18 protein-coding genes and 2 pseudogenes are annotated in these 19,901 nt (G+C 50.8%); 14 read left to right on the top strand and 6 right to left on the bottom strand.

The genetic code is table 11. The features are described from left to right. Positions 1 to 13: 13 nt before the first annotated feature. Positions 14 to 472 (bottom strand): cold-shock protein, encoded by a 459-nt coding sequence (locus NGM62_RS16850; protein WP_262249439.1) that lies wholly within the window; start codon positions 470 to 472, stop codon positions 14 to 16. Positions 473 to 690: 218 nt separating this feature from the next. On the opposite strand from NGM62_RS16850, the gene NGM62_RS16845 reads away from it, so the two are divergent. Together NGM62_RS16845 and NGM62_RS22280 are read left to right on the top strand one after the other, a co-directional pair. Further along, entirely contained in the window at positions 691 to 1,413 is a 723-nt protein-coding gene (locus NGM62_RS16845; RefSeq protein ID WP_262249438.1) for an SDR family NAD(P)-dependent oxidoreductase, read from the top strand. 75 nt (positions 1,414 to 1,488) lie between these two features. Beyond that, positions 1,489 to 1,719 (top strand): annotated as a pseudogene (locus NGM62_RS22280) (DoxX family membrane protein); the annotation flags it as partial. On the opposite strand, the gene NGM62_RS16840 reads toward NGM62_RS22280, so the two are convergent. Together NGM62_RS16840 and NGM62_RS16835 are read right to left on the bottom strand one after the other, a co-directional pair. After that, positions 1,632 to 4,244 carry an OstA-like protein gene (locus NGM62_RS16840; protein ID WP_262249437.1) on the bottom strand — a complete coding sequence of 871 codons (2,613 nt, stop codon included), beginning with the start codon at positions 4,242 to 4,244 and terminating at the stop codon, positions 1,632 to 1,634. The pseudogene NGM62_RS22280 and the gene NGM62_RS16840 overlap by 88 nt on opposite strands. A gap of 206 nt (positions 4,245 to 4,450) precedes the next feature. Beyond that, positions 4,451 to 5,311, bottom strand: a complete 861-nt coding sequence (locus NGM62_RS16835) for an urea transporter (protein ID WP_262249435.1) — start codon at positions 5,309 to 5,311, stop codon at positions 4,451 to 4,453. A gap of 407 nt (positions 5,312 to 5,718) precedes the next feature. Between NGM62_RS16835 and NGM62_RS16830 the strand changes: the two genes are divergently transcribed. After that, complete coding sequence (locus NGM62_RS16830; protein ID WP_262249434.1) at positions 5,719 to 6,096, top strand: SRPBCC domain-containing protein; 378 nt, start codon at positions 5,719 to 5,721, stop codon at positions 6,094 to 6,096. Here NGM62_RS16830 and crcB read toward each other — a convergent pair. Next, a complete protein-coding gene (gene crcB / locus NGM62_RS16825; RefSeq protein ID WP_262249433.1) occupies positions 6,084 to 6,470 on the bottom strand; it encodes a fluoride efflux transporter CrcB in 387 nt (128 codons plus the stop codon). The two genes, NGM62_RS16830 and crcB, sit on opposite strands and share 13 nt — an antisense overlap. A 262-nt stretch (positions 6,471 to 6,732) precedes the next feature. On the opposite strand from crcB, the gene NGM62_RS16820 reads away from it, so the two are divergent. The 11 genes from NGM62_RS16820 to NGM62_RS16770 all read left to right on the top strand — a co-directional run bounded on the left by NGM62_RS16820 (position 6,733) and on the right by NGM62_RS16770 (position 18,676). Next, complete coding sequence (locus NGM62_RS16820) at positions 6,733 to 7,020, top strand: YgaP family membrane protein (RefSeq protein ID WP_262249432.1); 288 nt, start codon at positions 6,733 to 6,735, stop codon at positions 7,018 to 7,020. A gap of 49 nt (positions 7,021 to 7,069) precedes the next feature. Beyond that, positions 7,070 to 8,596 carry a lipopolysaccharide biosynthesis protein gene (locus NGM62_RS16815; protein ID WP_262249430.1) on the top strand — a complete coding sequence of 509 codons (1,527 nt, stop codon included), beginning with the start codon at positions 7,070 to 7,072 and terminating at the stop codon, positions 8,594 to 8,596. Beyond that, a complete protein-coding gene (locus NGM62_RS16810; RefSeq protein ID WP_262249429.1) occupies positions 8,589 to 9,536 on the top strand; it encodes a glycosyltransferase family 2 protein in 948 nt (315 codons plus the stop codon). The genes NGM62_RS16815 and NGM62_RS16810 overlap by 8 nt, the downstream gene beginning before the upstream one ends. Positions 9,537 to 9,542: 6 nt before the next feature. Further along, positions 9,543 to 10,628, top strand: a complete 1,086-nt coding sequence (locus NGM62_RS16805) for a glycosyltransferase family 4 protein (RefSeq protein ID WP_262249427.1) — start codon at positions 9,543 to 9,545, stop codon at positions 10,626 to 10,628. Then, the gene (locus NGM62_RS16800; RefSeq protein WP_262249426.1) at positions 10,628 to 11,836 is read left to right on the top strand and encodes a glycosyltransferase family 4 protein; all 1,209 of its coding nucleotides are present in this window, start codon (positions 10,628 to 10,630) and stop codon (positions 11,834 to 11,836) included. Before NGM62_RS16805 ends, NGM62_RS16800 begins: the two co-directional genes overlap by 1 nt. Further along, positions 11,823 to 13,010, top strand: a complete 1,188-nt coding sequence (locus NGM62_RS16795) for an O-antigen ligase family protein (protein ID WP_262249425.1) — start codon at positions 11,823 to 11,825, stop codon at positions 13,008 to 13,010. The genes NGM62_RS16800 and NGM62_RS16795 overlap by 14 nt, the downstream gene beginning before the upstream one ends. Then, positions 13,010 to 14,002: a glycosyltransferase family 4 protein gene (locus tag NGM62_RS16790; RefSeq protein WP_262249424.1), complete on the top strand. Its 993-nt coding sequence runs from the start codon at positions 13,010 to 13,012 to the stop codon at positions 14,000 to 14,002. The genes NGM62_RS16795 and NGM62_RS16790 overlap by 1 nt, the downstream gene beginning before the upstream one ends. After that, the gene (locus tag NGM62_RS16785) at positions 13,999 to 15,570 is read left to right on the top strand and encodes a right-handed parallel beta-helix repeat-containing protein (RefSeq protein WP_262249423.1); all 1,572 of its coding nucleotides are present in this window, start codon (positions 13,999 to 14,001) and stop codon (positions 15,568 to 15,570) included. Before NGM62_RS16790 ends, NGM62_RS16785 begins: the two co-directional genes overlap by 4 nt. Then, on the top strand, positions 15,567 to 16,475 hold the full coding sequence (locus NGM62_RS16780) for a glycosyltransferase family 2 protein (RefSeq protein WP_262249422.1): 909 nt from the start codon (positions 15,567 to 15,569) through the stop codon (positions 16,473 to 16,475). Before NGM62_RS16785 ends, NGM62_RS16780 begins: the two co-directional genes overlap by 4 nt. Before the next feature lie 146 nt (positions 16,476 to 16,621). Next, positions 16,622 to 17,332: a sugar transferase gene (locus NGM62_RS16775; RefSeq protein ID WP_262249421.1), complete on the top strand. Its 711-nt coding sequence runs from the start codon at positions 16,622 to 16,624 to the stop codon at positions 17,330 to 17,332. A 78-nt stretch (positions 17,333 to 17,410) separates the two neighbouring features. Beyond that, positions 17,411 to 18,676, top strand: a complete 1,266-nt coding sequence (locus NGM62_RS16770) for an MFS transporter (protein ID WP_262249420.1) — start codon at positions 17,411 to 17,413, stop codon at positions 18,674 to 18,676. Positions 18,677 to 18,688: 12 nt separating this feature from the next. Here the strand turns inward: NGM62_RS16770 and NGM62_RS16765 are convergent, their stop codons facing one another. Both NGM62_RS16765 and NGM62_RS16760 read right to left on the bottom strand, forming a co-directional pair. Beyond that, entirely contained in the window at positions 18,689 to 19,084 is a 396-nt protein-coding gene (locus tag NGM62_RS16765; protein ID WP_262249419.1) for a nuclear transport factor 2 family protein, read from the bottom strand. A 34-nt stretch (positions 19,085 to 19,118) separates the two neighbouring features. Beyond that, a pseudogene (locus NGM62_RS16760) lies at positions 19,119 to 19,801 on the bottom strand (Rpn family recombination-promoting nuclease/putative transposase); the annotation flags it as partial. Positions 19,802 to 19,901 lie beyond the last annotated feature (100 nt).

The following is a 19,901-nucleotide window of genomic DNA, read 5'->3' as shown; positions in this document are numbered from 1 at the left end:
GGCGTTGTACTGGTTAGCTAATTTTCTTTACATCGGCCGCCTGGGGGCCGCGTTGGCCTTTCACGATGTTGAATTCGATGCGGTCGTCTTCGGCAATAGGCTCGGTAAGGTCATTGATGTGGAAGAAGATGCGCTCGCCTGTCATCCCATCGTTGATAAAGCCATAGCCCTTGGACTCGTTGTAGTACGCTACGCGGCCGGTACGCATGCCATCGTCTTCCATGTCTTCAAGCTTCGGCGTACTGATCAGTATTTCGTCTGCGGATACCGGTTTGAGCTTCTTGGGGTCGGGCGGTGTATTAGTAATATTGCCATTTTCATCCACATAGGCGAGCATATCGTCCAGCGTCTTGCCTTTGTTTGATGCAGCGGCTAGCCGTTTTTCTTCACGGCGCTGTTCTTTTTCTCTTTTCTTTTGTTGTCGTTTCTTGGCGTTTTCTTTTTTGCTGAATGTCTCTTGTGATCTTCCCATTGATGATTTTAAATTAACACTTCTCTCGTGGCCACTTTCGGTTTTCGATGATTTGCAAGCTGGGGTGGGGAGCAAAAACGAAAGGTAATAACATGGCCCTTTGTGCAAAGGTACGAAATTGTGGCTTATAACCAAACGGCGTGTTATGCTGAATTGGCGAATAGTTTCTACCTTTGGAGCCGGCTGCTGAGACTTTCGCGGCACGGTCTTGATAGGGAATGGCTAGTAAAAAGATTATCATCATCGGGGCGACTTCCGGTATAGGCCGGGCATTGGCATCGGTCTACGCTGCAGAGGGTCATGCAGTGGGCATCACCGGCCGGCGCGAGGCGTTGCTGCGGGAAATAACGGCGGCGAGGCCCTCAAGCTACCATTTCACAGCATTTGATGTAACGGATACGGCTGTGAATATTGCGCACCTGGAAGCTTTGGTTGCAACTATGGGTGGTGTAGACACCGTTGTAATCAGCGCGGGGGGAGGAAATACCAACCCTTCGCTGGATTTTGATGTGGAACGCCGGATAATCGACCTGAATGTAGGGGCATTCACCCAACTAGCCGGTTGGGCATTCAATTATTTCAAAACACAGGGAGGCGGGCACCTGGCGGCTATTACATCCATTGCTGGTATTCGCGGTAGTAGGCAAGCTCCTGGATACAGTGCTAGCAAGGCATATCAAATCAACTACCTACAAGGGTTGCGGCAAAAGGCATTAAAAGAACAGCTGGATATTGCGATAACGGACATCTGCCCCGGTTTCGTAGATACAGCTGTGGCTAAGTCGCCCATACGATTCTGGATAGTTCCCGTAGCCAAAGCGGCGCGGCAGATTTACAGTGGACTGGAAGCCCGGCGGGATGTGGTTTATATATCCCGCCGATGGCGGATTGTTGGTTGGCTTTATCGCTTGCTGCCCGGATGGTTACACAAGCGGATATGAAGGTATGTCGCGACGGCGCCCTTTTATGCTGGAATGTTAAAATATGGGATATCACATTTAAAAATTGATTAAGGAATGAAAAAACTATTTGCTGTGGGGGTTAGCACGACGGCTTCGCACGTAGCTGCGCTGGTTTTACGGCTGGGATTTGGGGTGTTGATGATCCCTACTTATGGGTATGGTAAATGGTTGAACTATGGTGAAAAGAAAGCTGAGTTTTACGACTTCTTCGGCCTCGGGGGACCACTATCCATGGGGTTAGCCGTTTTTGCGGAGCTGTTTTGTGCCGCTCTTGTGGTGCTGGGGCTATTTACTCGATTGGCAACCATTCCGTTGATCATCACAATGCTGGTTGTCATATCCATACACGATTGGAACCTGTTTGATAAGCACGAACTGGCATCATCCTTCCTCACGGGATATCTGGCCATTTTGGTGTTAGGCCCTGGAAGGTACAGCGTTGACGCCTGGGTCTCCGGATATCTCAACCGGAACAGGTAGGTCTGCTTCGGGAGGCTATCCGTGGCGAGGCTGTCTCGAGCCGGCTCAGGGGGCTCTGTGTCTATCGAATCCTGGGTAATGGGGTGCTCTTCAGGCGTTATCAAGGTCTCAATATTCCCGGTATTCGCCGTATCGGCAGGTACAGCCAATGCCGCATCTGCAGGCGGGCGCCGGCGTGCTAGGAGGTCTTCTTTTGAAGTAGGACGGTCGCCGGGTTTCCACACAAAACCATTCAATATCTCGGCTTCCTGCGGAATGAGGTGCATAGGGTATACCTTGCCATCTATGCGCCTTATTGGGCTAAACTCTACAATCTGGTTGCTGTCCACCACAATCTTGATACGGCTGCTGCGGCTGTTGTACATGTTGGTGTAAACCTGCTGTTTTTCATCAATCATGTAATAGATGCTTTCCGCATTACCATCTACAAACATACGGTCTAATGCATTGTCGGTAAAAAATCCCGTAATCCGTCTCCCTTTCACCTGATTGTATTTGCTTGAATCGCGTTGGGTGTTCACCATGAAGGCGTTGCTCAAGAGGATCATGTTGTCAAGTTGCTCGTTGCGTACTTGCATGAAAATGGTGTCGGCAGTCATCTGCGATCCCTGTGCCCAGATCATCGGCCTTCCGAAAAAGCGCATCATCGAATCGGGATAACCGTAGTATACGGAGTCGGCCACCGCCTGCAAGTCCGATTTGAAGAGCCGCACATTGTAAAACGCCTTTATAATGCGTGTTTTGGTGGTATCGTTGGCTAGTGAGTCAGACGGTATCGTATCTTTAGGTGCCCGCGAAACGGCTGCTAAGGCATCGGCAACGAGGCTGTCTGCCTCCCCACCTGTGGGGATGATGGCCTGTTCCCGTAGCACACTGTCTGCCGCAAGGTTCCGTGCCAGCGCATCGTGGCCCAGTTGCGCACTCAGCGGCGCAGCTTCCACCCGTTTCAGGTGGGTCGCGATCAACGTTGAGTCGGACGCGGTAATATTTTCTTCGCGGACGGTGTCTTTCAGCGGTGTATTCAGGCTGTCGGAAAATGCCTGGAGTGAATCGGGCGGTGTCGGATCCGGCACATCTACCGGCAGGAGGGTGTCTACCGGTACGGTGTCGTCCGTTTCGATGCTATCAAGTACAGCAGAATCTACTTGCGGTGGCCGGGCCAACGTACGCACACCCTCCTCACCTGGCGGAGCAAATTCATCCAGACTGCCGAAGTCGTCGCCATATTCTTCATCGGTATACTCGTCGAGTTCACCGCCTTCGCGGTCTAGCTCAAACACCCTCGGTACATAATCTTTGAGAAAAATCAGCCGTGAAAATAAGGTGTCGGCCGTGAGGTAAATCGTATCCGCTGCGGGCGGTGTCGGCTGTGGCACAGCCAAGCTATCCATCGTAACGCTGAGGGTGTCTGCTGGCGTTGATAGGCTATCCCTCGCGCTGCTATCGCTACGGGTTATGGTCATTACCAGTGGGTTGCGCGTCATTGTGATAGACTCATCGTTCCGATTGTACACCCCTTCGCCGCCATAGGTGAAGTACTGGTCGGCGGTATCGATGAATACCACGTTTTCCACGGCGTGCCCATTTCCGGTTTGTCCATCGTAATAGATGCTGTCTCCACGGAGGAATCTGCTCCCTTCGGTATAGAGGTTGTTTTGGTCGAACCACGCCTGTTCGGTCTCGGTATTATACTCGCCCCGCTCGGTATAAAGGTTTTCACCGTCGTTACCCTTGATGTTAGTAGGGCCGTAAAAATAGGTGATCTTGGAAGCCGAATTATAACGCATGGTATCGGTATATATTTTCACGTCGGGTGTCCGCACGATGACATCATGGCGGAAATACGCATCTTTCGTGTTGTCGAAATAGTATGCATTCTTACTGGTAATGGTATCGGTGGTATTTACGATCCGCCCACCGCCTGTATAGGTGCCTACACTGCTCTTCATGTTGTAGGTGAGGTAATTGGTGGTTAACACCGAATTGCCATCTACCATGCGTACATTGTTGGTAAGGGTGGCTAGCTGAGTTTCGGCTACGTAATGCAATTTGTCGGCATAGATTACCGTTCCGTTTGGTTGGGTGATGATTACCTTACCGAAAGCATCGAAATACTGGCGGCCTTCATCATCGTTGTAGAGGTAGCCGCTATCGGCAGATAGCGTAGAGCCATGATGTTCGTAAACGGGACGGTAATTGATCATTTGCCCGGTAGTGGCGTTCAATCGGCTGTGCGACGAGGATAGCAGCCTCAACTCGTCCTGTTGCTGTGCATACAGCGAGGAGCAGCATAGGGTGGTAGCACATATCAGCAACAGCCATTTTTTCACGGTGTCAAAATTAATTAAAATGCGCGGTATTCTGCATCATCTGTGAGCCGGATATTGACGATGTACGGTTTTTCGCTGTATTGGGGGGCGCGCAGGGCGCCTTCCATCACGTCCGCATTTTCGAATAGAGCGGGCAGTTAGATGTGGGTACAACTTCCTGAGTAGGCTTACTTTCACACTTTCTGCCGAAACGGTATCAAGCTATTTCAGGAATAGGCAAATCGGTTCCTTAGGGCTAGCGTGAGAAAAGTTGCAGCGACAAACGGAAACGTAAGTTGGACCAATTGATACCGATGCATCAGTATACCGATGCCGACAGCTAAAACAATCGACAAAAGTACCCAAAGGCCGCTTTGTACTTTGTGTGAGCCTAAGACAATTGCACATAGTACCGCATTGTAGCCGAACAGCCCGAGATTAACCGCCTCATGGGGCATATAAAGCCATCCCGCCAGCATCGCGGCTACAAGGCTTGCGGTTATCCCATATAATGCAGAGACCGGAGAATTGATGAATACACCGATAAAAAAGATAAGTCCTGAAACAAGGCGGCCTTGAAAAATCACCTGACCATACCCGCGGACAACAAAACCGAAATCCTTCGGGCCTGCCTGCTTGCTCTCCAGGAAATCCGAAGGAGCAACCCCATATGCCGTTAGTAGGAAAATGATTCCCCAGGTTACCAGCACAAAAGGAAGTGTGAATACCGGTATGTTTTTGCGGATAAAGAAATGTTGCAGTATCGTAGCCACTGCGCTGCCACCTACGATCCATATCCATACCACAGCCACAGCTTGGAAATAGAAAATAAGCCCCACACCGACTAATGCAGCACTAAATCCATAAAGGCCTTTCTGTATTTCCGCGCTTTGATAACGCAGTATCTTTGCAGTAAGCGTTCCGCACGACGCAGCTACAAGTGCCGCGATTCCCATCGTTGGAGAGCCATAAAAAATGCCCACCAGAAAAAAAATGCCAGTAGCTGCATTTTCCTGAAGCATAATTTGCCCAACACCCCTCAAAATCGAATGGGTTGTCTTCGTTAGAGCACTGATTTTTTTCCCCATTTGTTTTTCCAATCCGGCCGAATGCTGGCCAATATTCAATCAATAGTTCCTGTAAGTATTCGTTCACTTTATTTCCATCGTTGTCGTTTGAGTAATACCAAACCGGATGGCAACCCTACACTTTCCAAGTATACGCAATAATCTCCTGAAGTTTTGTGGTTTTATCGGGCTTGTAATGCTCTTGTTTTTCCGTTGTCCCATTGTCTCCGGACGGTCGCTTCTCCCGCTCCATGCTGGTCGGTAATCAAACGGCACCGCGTTATCTCAAACCGGCAAACCCGTGCTCACTTTCCAGCTCTTTGGTCTCCCCGGCACCCACGATTGATTTCAGTGATTACGCAAACCAATCACTGTGGACTGTATTTGGTTTTCAGTACTTTTGCCTTTGCAAAAAAAGATAAAGCCCCATGAAAGATTTCAAAGCTTATTTCATTATACCCGCTGAGCCCGAAGAAGTATACCTGGCGCTGACCACGGAAATAACCATCAACCTCTGGACCGGGGAGGAAGCCACGATGGTGGCAGAGCCCGATGCCGAGTTTTCACTGTGGGGCGGGGCTATCGTAGGGAAGAACCTTTCATTCGTAAAGGATAAGGAAATCGTACAGCAATGGTACTTCGGTGAAGATACCGAGTCTATCGTTGCCATCAGGCTACATCCCCATAAGCGGGGTACCTCCATGGAAGTGAGGCAGTCAGGTATTCCCGAGGAGGCCTATGAAGACATTACGGATGGCTGGCATAACACTTATGCAGCTGGATTGATTGATTTTTACCGTGAATAGGCTGCCTGGCTTACCCACATGCCTACCCATACCAGTGCAATGCCCAGCACCACGCTCAACAGTGTGTAACCGACGGCTAGCAGGGCCTGCTGGCTTTCGATAAGCAACAGGTTTTCGTTGGCAAATGTAGAAAAAGTGGTGTATCCACCACAAAAGCCAGTAATAAGTAAAAAACGCATGTTGTTGTCGGTATATGGTGGCTGGGCGAATATCCCTACCAAGATGCCGATCAGGAAGCAGCCGGTGAGGTTGACAAGCAGGGTGGGCCAGGGAAAGGCGCCCTGCACGAAGCGGTTGGTAATCACTGAAACAAGAAACCGGAGCATGCTGCCGATACCTCCTCCAATACCTACCAACAATAGTTGCTTAATCATAACGGCTTTTTTATAACGAGTACCTGAATAGATGGGATTTCGTGTGCCATCGTGGCAAAGGTAGTAAAATAGCAGTGCTCTAAACAGCTCCCGGCTCAAAATATAAATTTCCGTGGTGGGTACAGACTGCCATAAAAAGTGGGTTCTCTGGACAGCGTATGGTTAATCCGGTGAATTATGTGTTCGTGAAAACCAAATGCCAGCCATGTTGTTTGTACTAAAAGTGGATAATAAGTAAATTTGTTCAAAGAGACTGAAAGATATGGATACCAAAACCAAGGAAATATTGGAAGATGTGAAATACCGGCTCCGTGAGGCTAACGACAATCGCAATATTGCCAATTCGGAACGCCTGTTGTCGGTGGCTGCGGGAGCTTTTGTGATGTATACGGGTATTACACGTATGTTCAAAACACCGCTTTCTTCGCTGGCGGAAGTAGCCGTGGGAGGGGCGTTGATTTTGCGTGGGGCCACCGGATACTGCCCCGTGAAAGACTCTGTATGCTGCAGCAGGGAGGCCACCGCCGCAGGGCATTTCGTGGCGGAGTGACCACCGACAATGGCCAATCGGCATTTTTTTTGATATTGGTTGGCTTAATATGGATTCCAAACGGGTGTTTTCCGGTTCCCTGTGGGGTGTAATAGCCAAAATACTGGATGCCCTTGCTAAATTCATAACCATCCCCCTGCTGGTCGGCTTCTACGGTAAAGCCGATTATGGGTTGATTGCCCTTGCTTTTTCACTGAATGCTTACCTCCGTCTGATGGACCTTGGGTTTAACGTGGGCGCGGTCCGTTTTTTTTCGATGTGGGTAGCAGACCGTGAGTGGCAGAAGATTGCCAAAGTATCCCGGTCTAGTATCGTATTCTATGGTGCCATTGGGTTGGTCAATGCGGCCATATTCCTCATCATGTCTGCCTATGGACAGCAATTATTCAACCTCACGGACGCCCAGCTACCGCTGTACCGCCAAATGATGGTCGTACTGGCATTTTCCACGGTGCTGAACTGGCTTGCCGGCGTGGCCATCCAGCTGTTGAGTGCCATGGACGAGTTGGCTTTTGTAAACCGCATAACAGCCATCGGCAGTGTCCTGAATTTTGTCATCGCATTGGTTGCCATTCAATTGCAATGGACGCTCATCATGTATTTCATCGCCTATACTGTGGTTACACTGTTGCCAATACCATGCTATGTTTGGCGGCTGAAGGTGTTCCCCGTACCAAGGCGACGGCTGTTGTCACCTCGGTGGGAAGGGACCGCTTTCCGCGAAATACTGACGTACAGCTTAACGATTTTTGCTATGGGGTTGTTTCAGCTAACCGCTAATAACCTCAGGCCACTGCTGCTAGGTAAGTTTACCGGAGGGGTGGAGGTGCTTACCGATTATCGGGTAATCCAGACTATTGCCATGTTGATCGTGGCGTTCGGTGGAGTATTTATGCAGGTGTTGCTGCCTTCGACCTCCAAGGCGTATGCGGCGGGCGACCACCAGCGGATCGAACGTATGGTATTCAAGGCAACCAGATACATCTCTGTTTTTTTGAGTTTCATGGTCTTCGCGCTGATTTTGAATGCCGATGAAATCCTGTTGCTATATATGGGCAGCGACTACCCGGATCTCTCCCTGTGGTTGTCCCTATGGCTACTCACGGTGTTGCTTTCCATGCACAACACCCCCGTGGCCAGCCTCGTGCTTTCTACGGGTAAAACACGGGCACTGGTTTATTCGTCGGCCATCGCCTGTGTGGTTTCGTTGCCCATCACCATCGTCTTTGCCCCCGGTTTGCAGGTCGGTGCGGCCGTGTTGGGCTACTTGGTATATATGGTGCTCCAAATCGGATTTTTCTATATCTATTACATCCCTAGGGTGCTCCGATTGAGCGGGAGGCGCCTGTTCGGCAGTGCTTTCCTGCCGGCGGCAGTCGGAGGCATGATGGCGCTGGCGGTGGGGCGATACCTGTCGGGCTGGCTGCCTTCCGTGGATAGGTATGGCACGGTTATCGCCAATACACTTATCTTTGGAGTGGTGTATTTGATATACCTGCTGCTATTTGTGCTCAAACCGGCAGATATCCGTGAACTGAAAGAAATACTTATTGGGAAAGGAAATAGGGATGCCTAAATTTTCTGTTTGCATACCGGCATACAAAAGCCGTTTCTTAGTGGAATGCATACAAAGCATCCTTGGGCAATCGTATGCCGATTTGGAGCTGATCGTACTCAACGACTGTTCGCCCGAGCCGGTAGAAAAAGTGGTGCGGGGCTTTTCGGATACGCGCATCCGTTACTATGAAAATGAAGCCAATGTGGGGGCCGTGCGACTGACCGATAATTGGAATCGCTGTGTGGCGCTGGCAGAAGGGGAGTATGTAGTGATTATGGGCGACGATGACCGGCTGGAACCCGACTACCTCGAAGAATTTGTGGCGCTGATGACTGATTATCCCGGCTTGGACGTGTACCATTGCCGGAGCTTAATTATCGATGACCGAGGGGAGGCTATGCGGCTCACGCCAGCAGGGCCGTCGTTCGAGCGGGTGTGCGACCATATCTGGCATCGACTGAACCAATGGCGATCGCAATACATCTCAGATTTCGTGTACCGGACTGATGCGCTACGCAATGCAGGAGGGTGCTATACGCTGCCACTGGCATGGGGGTCTGACGACATCACGGCCTACAGAGTCTGTCGAGATAAAGGAATAGCCCGTACCAATAAACCCGTATTCAATTACCGGAGTAACGGGTTGTCGATCACATCCACCGGTAGCGACCTCGAAAAAATGCGGGCTAACCTACGATATGCGGCATGGCTGCGCAATTTTTTGGAAAGTTATACGCCCCACGAAACGGAACATGTGGTGTACCGCAACTTAGTTGAACAGCAGGACAGACTTATGTTGCGCCGCAAGCAGTACACGATGGCGCTGTCCATGCGTCGCCACCGGATACGCCGATGCTGGATGTGGTACAAGCATAGGAAAGAGTTTGGCCTCAGACTGCGCGATATTTTCGTCGCGGCGGTGAAAACACGTAGTCTTGCCAAACTATTGTCGAACTGACAGCCAATGGATATCATTTTTAACCCACCGGACAATGAAGAAAATCGATACATTCAGCTATTGGTTGGCCAACTGCGCACCAAAGGGTTCCGGATACACCCCCTTGACACTGTTTTTTCGAGTCGGAAGCATTTCCGATCCATCAAGCTGGTACATCTCAACTGGTTTGAAAATATCGATGATAGCAGTTTTTTCTCGGCATTGCGGAGTTTTTTGCGTAAGCTGTTGGTACTCAACGTTCTCCATTGTAGCGGCAAACTGCTGGTCTGGACACTCCACAACCGAGCGACACACGAAAAAGGTACAGCTTTCTTCAGCCGTACCATCACCCGCTTGCTGGTACGGTGGGCGGATAATATCGTTATCCATTCGGCACAGTCGGAAGCGGTACTTGCAGCCTATAGCATAAAGGCATTGGAGCGGGTGGCTTACGTAGCGCACCCGCACTTTATAGGGGTGTATGGGGATGCCTTGCCTCGCACCCTGCGGCATGGCGACAGCTTGAGGCTTCTGTTTATCGGCATGGTAAAACCTTATAAAAACCTCGAGTTGCTCATTGATGTGGTAGGCAATTTTGGCCAAGGTGTGCAGCTCACTATCGCCGGCAAGGCCGTCGATAAAGGTTATGGGAAAGAGCTGTCAGCACGGGCCGAAGCCGTTGGCAATGTGGTGTTGTTGCCGCATTTTGTGCCCGATGGGGAGCTGGCACAGCTGCTCGGCAGCGCCGATGCTGTCGTACTGCCCTATGATTTGGAAAGCAGCCTTAATTCGGGTACCGCAATCCTAGCTTTTTCATATAAGAAAACGGTGATCTGCCCCGAAATCGGTACGATGTTAGATTTGGGTAGCCGTATGGTAGATACATTTTGCTACCGATATCAAACGGCTGGACAGCACCGGGAGGCACTGGCACAGCAAATTGAACGCGCATTGGTACTGAAGCGGAATGACCCAGCGGCGTTGGCCAACATGGGCGAGCGCCTGTACCGGCATATACTCGTGGCGCACGCCCCGGACCGCGTGGGCGAGGAGCTCGCACGGTTATACCGCAGGACGATAGATAAACATAGGATAGTTAATAAAATAGACTGATGAAAGTTTTGTATATCCATGCGCTTTATTCACCATATATAGCCGGAGGGGCTGAAATCTCCCTGAAACTTCTCGTGGAGGCCATGCAAGCCAAAGGCAATGAGGTGGCCGTACTAAGTTTGGCCCCAAGCGGGGGACTGGACAGTGATTGGGTAGATGGCGTAAAGGTATACCGAGCGGGGTTGAAGAATAGTTATTGGCCGTTTACCAACGAACGGCCCGGCAAAATCCAAAGGCTGTGGTGGCATCTACGCGACCGCTACAACCAATCGATGGCGACATATGTGCGTGAGGTGCTGGCTGCCGAGCAGCCCGATATTGTAGTCTGCCATAACCTTGTGGGGTGGTCTATCGCCGCATGGGACGAGGTGCACCGTGCTGGTATACCCATCGTGCAGGTACTGCACGATATGTACCTCCTTAGTCCAAATAGCACCCTTTATCAACCTGGTACCACACACGCCCACCAGGGTGCGATGAGCCGTTTGTTGCGGCGAAGGCACCGCAAGGCGTCCGCCAAACTCACTGCCGTGGTGGGCATCAGCCACAGCATATTGGAGCGTTTCCACCAGTATAGATATTTTGAGAACGTACCCCATTACGTAGTTCACAATGCGCGGCATATCCCCGAGGTTAGAATGGCCAGGATGCGGCGGCAGGGGGAGGGACTAACTGTGGGTTTTATTGGCACGCTGGCTGAGGCCAAAGGGTTGGAATGGCTTATCAGCCAATTTAGGGGTTCCGGCATAGACGGAAGCTTGCGGATTGCCGGGAAAGGCAAGGCCGAAGATGTCGAGCGTTTCAAACAACTTACGGAGGGCGATAGCCGTATCGATTTTGTGGGATATTATACGGTACCGGCTGACTTCTATAAAACCATCGATGTGCTGGCTGTGCCCTCCCTTTGGGAGGAACCGTTGGGCATGGTGGCGGTAGAAGGGCTGGCAAACAACCTGCCGGTGGTCGCCAGCCGCCGCGGCGGACTGCAGGAGACTGTACTGGATGGGCTGAATGGTATCCTCTGTGATCCCGATGAGCCCGGTTCGCTCGGCACGGCGCTCGTAGCACTCTGGAAAGACGTGGAGGCGTATAACCAGATGGCTGCCGTGGCCCGCGATTCGGTACGCGAGTACCTCAGTGTGGAGCGTATGGTAAATCAATATGAACACGTGTTGCGCACGGCATTGGTAGGTCATGCGGGTTCTTAGAAACATAGCAGACAATCGGTCCACGTGGTGCGAGGTGCTGTTCTGCCTGGCATTGCTCTCGGTTTTCCTACCCGTCAAAATCTATCCGTTGGTATTTTTGGTAGCTTCCGTTTTTTTTGCATACGATACGGAAACGTGGTTGCAACACCGCTGGGCATTTTGCCTAGCGGTCTTTACAGGGTATGCTATAGCGGTGTTTATTGTGAGTCTCCCCGCCGGCCAAGCGGAATGGACCAATTTCCTGAAACTAGTGGTCAACTTCACCTTCTTGTACATAGCGGTATCGTGGCTGGCACAGCGCGGTAATAGGCGTTTGTTGGGATGGTTAGATATAACCTTGCATATTGTACTGGCATTTACATTGTTACAATTACTAACCTATCACCACGCTGCGGGGTTTCGGTGGTTGGGCGGTGCACTATCCTCTGCACAGGGCAGTGCCCTGTACCAGCCTGGATATTATTTCTGGGGGCTCGACGACAAGAATATGTTTGGTGCTCGCATTGCCCTGCTGGGGTTTGTGTATGTGCTGGTACCGACGGTGAGGCAACGGGCTTTTGTATGGTGGCGCATTATATTAGTACTGCTGCTAGCGTGGCTGTCGCTATCGCGCACACCGGTCGTGGCCCTCCTTCTCGGGATAGGTATTTTGACGTGGCTGGCGTCCTCCACCCGATGGCGCGTGGCGCTTACCATGCTGGCCGTATTGGCACTGCCGCTAATTGCACGGCGGGTCATCCGGGTTGATAGCATCACGGCTTCCAATGACGGGATGGGGGTGCGGCTTACCTATTGGAAGGCTTTTTTTGACCATTTTTACACGATTTCGCCATTGGGCAACGGATTCATGAGCGGTAGCGATTTTCTTAGCCGTTATGCCACGTTTTACCACGGCGAGCCGCACATCCACAACACATTCCTGAGCTGCTACCTTGATTTCGGTATCGTTGGCTTGGTCTCGTTTGTATTGTTCCTCTACTACTTTTTCCGGTTTTGCCAGCAAAAATATGGTGGTCAATCGTTCTGGTGGATTGTGGCAATCCCGTTGCTAGCCGTAATGATGATTCTCTATTCGGGGTATGATAATGATATCATACTTTATCTCATGTTGGTTTTTCTAATCGGGAGTGCTGGACCTGTATCGATGAAACAGTTGAAAGGGAGGGGTGGCTGATGCGTGTGTTGATCGATAATCGGTGGGATGCTGATACAGGTATCGGCAAGCTGTACCGTGAGGTGATGGCACGCGCGCCTGCCCATATTTTGCCGGTCTTCGTACGTAGCCGTATGGGGTTAGGCAATCTGTTTACACCCCTGATGCTTGCCCATGAAATCCGTAGGTATGATGCCGACGTGTTTTACAGCCCGTCGTTCATGCCGCCGCTTTACAGCCATATCCCGGTAGTGTTTACCATCCACGACCTCATGCACCTACTTTATTATACCCGGTGGCATAGACTGTATTACCAGCAGGTTATTGCACGGCTGGCGGCCCGGGCCAGCCAGATCATCACTGTGTCGGAGTTTAGCAAAGGACAATTGGTGGATTTACTAGGCATCGATGAGCAACTGGTCACGGTGGTTTATAATGGGGTGGACGACCGCTACCGGACGAATACAGAGGCCTTCGAAAGTGATACACCCTATTTCCTATATGTGGGCAACCGGCGGAAGAACAAGAACCTACCCGCCATGCTTGCGGCATTTGCCCGTGCTGCTATCCCGCAGGAATACGTGTTCCTCCTTACGGGGGACCGCGACGGAGAAACGGCGGCGCATGCGGAGCGGCTCGGAATCGGCCACCGGGTCCGGTTTTTGGGACACGTTCCCGAGGAGCGGCTCCCCGCCCTGTACCGCGGAGCCCATGCTACGCTCTTCGTATCGCTGATGGAAGGGTTTGGCCTTCCGGTCATCGAATCGATGGCAGCTGGGACACCCGTACTCACCTCCACGGCTGGCCCCCTGCCCGAAGTGGCTGGCGATGGTGCCCTGTGTGTAGACCCACAGAATGTGGAAGCAATCGCGGCAGGGATTGAGGTGCTGGTCGCCGACAGCGGCCGCTACAAGCAGCTGAAAGCTGCGGGGCTACGTCGGTCAGCCCATTTTACGTGGGACAATACAGCCGTGCAGACGTGGAAAGCAATAACAGATAAAGGGCAAAAATGAAGAAACCAATCGATATGAAAATGATGATATGCTTGGGTTGGGTGTTGGCCGTCCTGGCCGTAGCATGCGGGGGTGAAACACACTCGCACGGAGGTGTGTCCGTGCCCACATCGCCGGAAAGCGGCAAACGTGTCGATGTGATGGAGTGGGGTGCAGTGGGTGATGGAAAAACCGACGACAGTGAGGCAATACAACGTGCGCTGGACAGTGCGGCAGTAGGTGATACTGTCTACGTCCCCAAGGGGACGTATCTCGTTCGCTCCCTCCGCTTGGTTTCCAATGTACATGTTGTTGCCGATGGTTTGCTGAAGCAGCCCCCAGAGCTGTCGGCACCGTTCTCGGTGGAAAAACAGCATTCGGCGGCGCCGCTCTTCCGGGCGCACCGCATATCCAACGTTTACATTGCCGTGCATGCCGAAACGGTGAATGAGGCAATTTACGCATCGCAGTGCAGCAATATTACGGTGGCTAATAGTCGGTTTAAAGGCGACTCTACCAACAGTAAGTCGTTTCCGGCAGTGCTTTGGTACGGGTGCTTAGCATCGCGGGTGGTGGGAACCGCCATCAGCGACTATGGCGCGGCGAGGCAATCTGCAGCTACCTACCATCCGGGTACCGCTATCCGGGTGCTATCCAGCAGTGGGGTGACGATATCGGGCAACGATATACATCATAATGGCGAAAACGGCATTTTTGTCCACGACAGCGGCGACGTTGAAATCGACGGTAACCACATCCACCACAATGGCATGAGTGGTGTCCAAGTGGCCTTCAATGCCGCCGAGCGGGTGGCAAATTACCGTATAACCAACAACCGCCTGGAGTACAATGCGGCCGATGCCGTGGATATCAACAATAGGGCTCACGGAGAGGTGGTGGCCATTAATGCACTCATAGCGGGAAACTACAGCTACGGTAACGGCTTCGTAAATGGTACACCCACGCCCGATGGCTCAGGGATAGGCACGCTGATCGGTGTCTCGGGGGTAACCCTGAGTGGCAACCGGGCCTTCGGCAATAACCGACCGGCACTCTATATCGAGGGGTGTGGTGATATCACCGCTAATCGGAATAGGACCGACGGCGCATTTGAGCTGGTAGGCCGCTGGGAAAGTATCCGTATGGAAGGCAATACGTTTAATACCCTGCGGCTGCTAGCCAATTCCGATGGGAAGCTGCTCGATATCCGTTATGGCAAAATAGGTAGTGTGATGCTGCCCAACGGCATTCGCATAGACTCGTTGCGCATCATGGAAAACGAAATTGACAGTGGCCCCATCAACGTGAATATGGAAGGTCACTTCAAGTTTGAGGGCAACCGGCTGACAAGCGGCCATGAGGCCGGCGCGTTGCTGTTGGTGAAGGTGTCGGGCACCTCCCTGCTCGGCAATCATATCTTCAACGCGAAGAATGCGGCCATTACGGTGAGGAAAACGGCCTTAAATGTACGTATCGATAGTAATTTCGTGGCCTCCGGGGGTACGTGGATACATGATTTCGGGTCACCGGATATCAAGATCAACAAGAACCGGGTAAAAGAGCATGTGGAGGTGGGCAGAATGCAATGAGGGTAAACCTGTATATACCTACGTTAAATGGTGGGCATCGGTTTCTGGCGCTGTTGAACAGCTTGAAAGGGCAGAACCTGCGGCCACAGCGATGCGTGGTGATTGATTCGGGCTCTACGGATGGAACGGTAGCGGCCGCGCAAGCCCGTGGTTGCGAGGTTATCGGGCTGGGTGGGGAGGCGTTTGATCACGGCGGTACACGCCAGCGGGCCATCGATATGTTTCCGGAGGCAGATATTTATTGCCTGCTGACGCAGGATGCGGTTTTGGCAGATGAATTTGCGTTGGCCAACCTAGTGCAAGCATTTGAAGTGCCGGAACTTGGCATGGCGTACGGCCGACAGTTGCCGCACCAAGGAGCGGCATTACTGGAGCGCCACGCCCGATTGTTTAATTACCCGGCGCACAACCAGCTCCGTGCGTTAGCAGATGCCCCTACGTACGGCATAAAGACCATTTCCTGCTCCAATTCGTTCGCCGCCTACCGCCGTGAAGCCTTAGCCCAAGTGGGCGGTTTTCCGCGGGGAACGATTATGGGTGAGGATGTGATCGTGGCGGGTAAGATGCTCTTGGGGAACTGGAAAATGGCCTATGTCGCCGATGCCCGCGTTTACCATTCACACAGTTACACTATGCGGGAAGAATTTGAGCGTTACTTCGATATCGGTGTATTCCATAGTGATAACCAATGGATATTCGGTGCCTTCGGCCGCGCGGGCAGCGAAGGGTTCCGATACGCCCGGTCTGAAGTCGGATATGTGGGTCGCCGCAACCCGTTGCTGCTCCCGAAAGTGGGTTGTTCGATTCTGGCAAAATGGCTGGGATATAAGCTGGGTTTAGCCTACCGCAGGCTACCCCATGGCCTTTGTAAAGCCTGCTCCATGTACAAAGGGTATTGGGAGTAAATCCCTTGGTGTACCCTGCCCTAATGTGGGGAATTTTTCCACATACTTCTGAGTGCCATTTCCATACCTAAACATACTATATTGCCGTTATAGACATTATCTGTGATTTTCTGAGCGTGGCACCTTATTGGTGTTTATCAGCGCGTATGGTTAGAGAAAATCAAATACAGCAACTGGCCTTTAAGGTCGATAATCCGATATACGAATTAATCAGCTATCCCGCTGCGTTACATGTCGACTTACAGTCAGTCAAGCGGAAGCTTCTGGTTTACCAGGAGGCTGTGGTTATTAAGCGGACGGTCGATATCGCGTTTTCATTACTAGTATTGACCTTCGGCTTGCCGGTGTACCTGCTGTTGATGCTGGTTACCAAAATCACTTCTCGCGGGCCGATATTTTTTAAGCAGGAGCGTATCGGCAAGGGCCAGCAACCCTTTTATATCTATAAATTCAGGAGTATGCAGGTAAATGCCGAGAAAGCCGGACCGCAATTAGCTTCAGACGACGACCCTCGCATCACTAAGTGGGGTAAGTTTATGCGGAAAACGCACTTGGACGAGCTGCCGCAGTTCTGGAATGTGCTGAAAGGCGATATGGCTATTGTAGGCCCGCGTCCGGAACGCAGGCATTTTATCGACGAGATCAAGCAGCACAAACCCGAATACATGGAACTCTTCCGCCTGAAGCCCGGCATCACATCCATCGGGCAGGTATATTATGGCTATGCCGAAAATGTATATCAGATGTGCGAACGGGCTGAATACGATTTGAGTTACCTCTCCAAGATGGGTCTCAAAACAGATATCGAGATCATTCTGGAGACGGTGAGGGTGATGGCTCAGGGTAAGGGGAAGTGATACAGGCACATTACTCGGGTCCCGAAAAAAAATGCTTTGCCTGCTGTAACAATCCGCCTATTTGGACGTCTTCAAGGAATGAGCCAAACGTCAACGAGCGCACTGCCGTTTACCCGATACCAGATTTTGGTCGTCATTATCTTAGCCGTTACCCAGTTTACGGTTGTCCTCGATTTCATGATTATGTCGCCCCTGGGCGATATCCTGATGAAGTCGATGCATCTTATCCCGTCAGAATTTGGGTTGGCCGTATCTGCCTATGCCTTTAGCGCTGGTTTTTCGGGTTTCCTCACCGCTGGTTTTTCCGACAGGTTCGATAGGAAGAAGCTGTTGCTTTTCTTCTATATCGGTTTTGTTATAGGTACCGTATTGTGCGGCATTGCCCATACCTATTTGTTCCTGGTGGCAGCCCGGGTGTTTACAGGTCTATTCGGTGGTGTTATCGGATCTTTTTCGATGGCTATTGTGGCCGACTTGTTTGCTCTGCAGCAACGCGGCCGGGTACTGGGCTTCGTGCAGATGGCCTTCGGTGCCAGCCAGGTACTGGGCATCCCGATTGGGTTGTATATCGCCACTAACTGGGGTTGGGAAATGCCTTTCCTCATGGTGGCGGCGTTAGGGGTGGTAATGGCAGGCATTATTGGCTTTTACCTGAAGCCGATTAACGAGCACCTAAGGGTTAAAAATGAGAAATCGGCATTTGCGCACCTCTGGAACACCCTTGCCCGGCGTGATTACCAAGCTGGTTTTGCAGCAACGGCATTGCTTTCGGTTGGCGGCTTCATGATGATGCCCTTTGGCAGTGCCTTTGCGATCAACAATCTGCAGGTTACTGAGCAACAGTTACCACTCTTGTTTATGGTAGCGGGTTTGAGCACGTTGGTCATCATGCCGGTCATCGGCCGTCTTAGTGATCGGATCGACAAGTACAAACTTTTCGTGGTGGCTTCGCTATGGCTGATGGCAATGTGCATTTGGTATACCAACCTGTCTGTGGTTTCCCTTTGGGTTGCCATTGTGCTGAATGTGCTGTTAATGGCGGGTGTGACCAGCCGGATGATTCCGTCTTCGGCTCTGACGAGCGCGGTGCCGGAGCTGAAAGACCGCGGGGCATTTATGAGCATCAATGCGTCATTGCAGCAGGTGGCGGGTGGTATCGCTGCGGCGTTGGCCGGGAAAATCGTGGTGCAGCAAACGAATTTCAGTCCGCTCGAACATTATGATACGGTGGGGTATGTGGTAGTGGCATTTTCAATTTTAGGCCTGCTTTTTATGTATCGGGTGGATAGGTTGGTGAAAAGAGGGAGTTCCTCAACCCCATACGTATCGACAACAGCGCGATAGTTCGTACCTTGCCTATTGCTCAGATTTCCCGTTTTCTTGGATAAGATATGTCTGAACTGATTTAATTTTTGATCCCTTAAAACCTTTGAATTTATAAACGTCACAAAATGCAAAATTTAAATTGCTTCTTGTAACAACTCTTCCATTTACAGAAGCGTGATTTCCGTGGGTTATGATTGCGTCAATGATAAGTTCTTTAACTTTCCATAGTGTGTGTTCTTGAATAGCTCCTATAAATTCCTCTCTGTTTGTTATAATCTTGTTTCCAATAACTTCCCAATTGATTGTATCAGAAATGCTATTTATCACAAAGTCTATATCACCATTAGCTTTAGCAATGTAATAATTTTTTAAAAATTCCTTTTTGGGTGCATTTCCACAATCCACTTCTATAGTAATTTTTGTCATTGTTATCCCATTTGCGTTTCAGACTCGTATCTTATATGGTCTTTTCCTCCTTTGTCAGATTGCTGTATTCAGCGATGTTAAACACTTTTTCAAAAATCGGTTTGCGCAGATATACCGGAATCTTATTCATACTGCTCATGTTCTTCAAAACATAGAGCCGTTTGTCAAGGTCGGTATCCAGTTCTGCTCCCGTTTCCACAAATTTACTCAATTCAATGAATATATACCCCAGCCCCTCGTAAAAAACTTTACCTGTCTCCCTGTTACTTAGGTAAATATCGTGCAGAAACGCGGGGTCGTTATCGGTGTCCAATGAAAAATCCTCCAAGAGTGCGATGAGGTATACTTCTTTTACGTTATATGCCCACTCCGAGCGCCTGCCTTTTGGAGCCTGTTCGCTGATTGAGCGGCTGGTATAGAAGATCGCCCGTTGCTTGAAGTTGGCCTGTTTTCCTCGCTGTACTTCAATAATGAATTCTTCGCCATCGTTTCCGGTACAGGTAAGGTCGAATATGGCACCGCCCTCGTTTACCGTTTCGCCGGGATGTTCGTTTTTGTTATATACCAAATCCACGATGTGTTTCCGTCCACGGAATACACCATTGAGAAAGTCGATCAGTAAATCCTTGTTCGGCCACTTCCGAAGAGCTTTTTAAATGCGAAATCGGTTAATGGGTCGATATAAGTGCCTATTGTTGGTTTTGTCGCTTTGGCCATGCTTCAAATATAATATTTTGTGTTTAAATGCTGTATCTAATATCCGTTTGGGAACTTAAATAGTCATCCCTTAAATTCTGTACAACACACTAACAGTCAG

This window comes from Parapedobacter soli (assembly GCF_025460835.1).
Lineage (GTDB): Bacteria > Bacteroidota > Bacteroidia > Sphingobacteriales > Sphingobacteriaceae > Parapedobacter > Parapedobacter soli.
Note: the sequence above shows the minus strand (reverse complement) of the source record. Positions and strands in the feature narration are given on the sequence as shown.

Bases quoted from the DNA above. Each gene is read 5' to 3' on its own strand.
- NGM62_RS16850 (WP_262249439.1), bottom strand. From the start codon at position 472: ATGGGAAGATCACAAGAGACATTCAGCAAAAAAGAAAACGCCAAGAAA.
- NGM62_RS16845 (WP_262249438.1), top strand. From the start codon at position 691: ATGGCTAGTAAAAAGATTATCATCATCGGGGCGACTTCCGGTATAGGC.
- NGM62_RS16835 (WP_262249435.1), bottom strand. From the start codon at position 5,311: ATGGGGAAAAAAATCAGTGCTCTAACGAAGACAACCCATTCGATTTTG.
- NGM62_RS16830 (WP_262249434.1), top strand. From the start codon at position 5,719: ATGAAAGATTTCAAAGCTTATTTCATTATACCCGCTGAGCCCGAAGAA.
- crcB (WP_262249433.1), bottom strand. From the start codon at position 6,470: ATGATTAAGCAACTATTGTTGGTAGGTATTGGAGGAGGTATCGGCAGC.
- NGM62_RS16820 (WP_262249432.1), top strand. From the start codon at position 6,733: ATGGATACCAAAACCAAGGAAATATTGGAAGATGTGAAATACCGGCTC.
- NGM62_RS16815 (WP_262249430.1), top strand. From the start codon at position 7,070: ATGGATTCCAAACGGGTGTTTTCCGGTTCCCTGTGGGGTGTAATAGCC.
- NGM62_RS16810 (WP_262249429.1), top strand. From the start codon at position 8,589: ATGCCTAAATTTTCTGTTTGCATACCGGCATACAAAAGCCGTTTCTTA.
- NGM62_RS16805 (WP_262249427.1), top strand. From the start codon at position 9,543: ATGGATATCATTTTTAACCCACCGGACAATGAAGAAAATCGATACATT.
- NGM62_RS16800 (WP_262249426.1), top strand. From the start codon at position 10,628: ATGAAAGTTTTGTATATCCATGCGCTTTATTCACCATATATAGCCGGA.
- NGM62_RS16795 (WP_262249425.1), top strand. From the start codon at position 11,823: ATGCGGGTTCTTAGAAACATAGCAGACAATCGGTCCACGTGGTGCGAG.
- NGM62_RS16790 (WP_262249424.1), top strand. From the start codon at position 13,010: ATGCGTGTGTTGATCGATAATCGGTGGGATGCTGATACAGGTATCGGC.
- NGM62_RS16785 (WP_262249423.1), top strand. From the start codon at position 13,999: ATGAAGAAACCAATCGATATGAAAATGATGATATGCTTGGGTTGGGTG.
- NGM62_RS16780 (WP_262249422.1), top strand. From the start codon at position 15,567: ATGAGGGTAAACCTGTATATACCTACGTTAAATGGTGGGCATCGGTTT.
- NGM62_RS16775 (WP_262249421.1), top strand. From the start codon at position 16,622: ATGGTTAGAGAAAATCAAATACAGCAACTGGCCTTTAAGGTCGATAAT.
- NGM62_RS16770 (WP_262249420.1), top strand. From the start codon at position 17,411: ATGAGCCAAACGTCAACGAGCGCACTGCCGTTTACCCGATACCAGATT.
- NGM62_RS16765 (WP_262249419.1), bottom strand. From the start codon at position 19,084: ATGACAAAAATTACTATAGAAGTGGATTGTGGAAATGCACCCAAAAAG.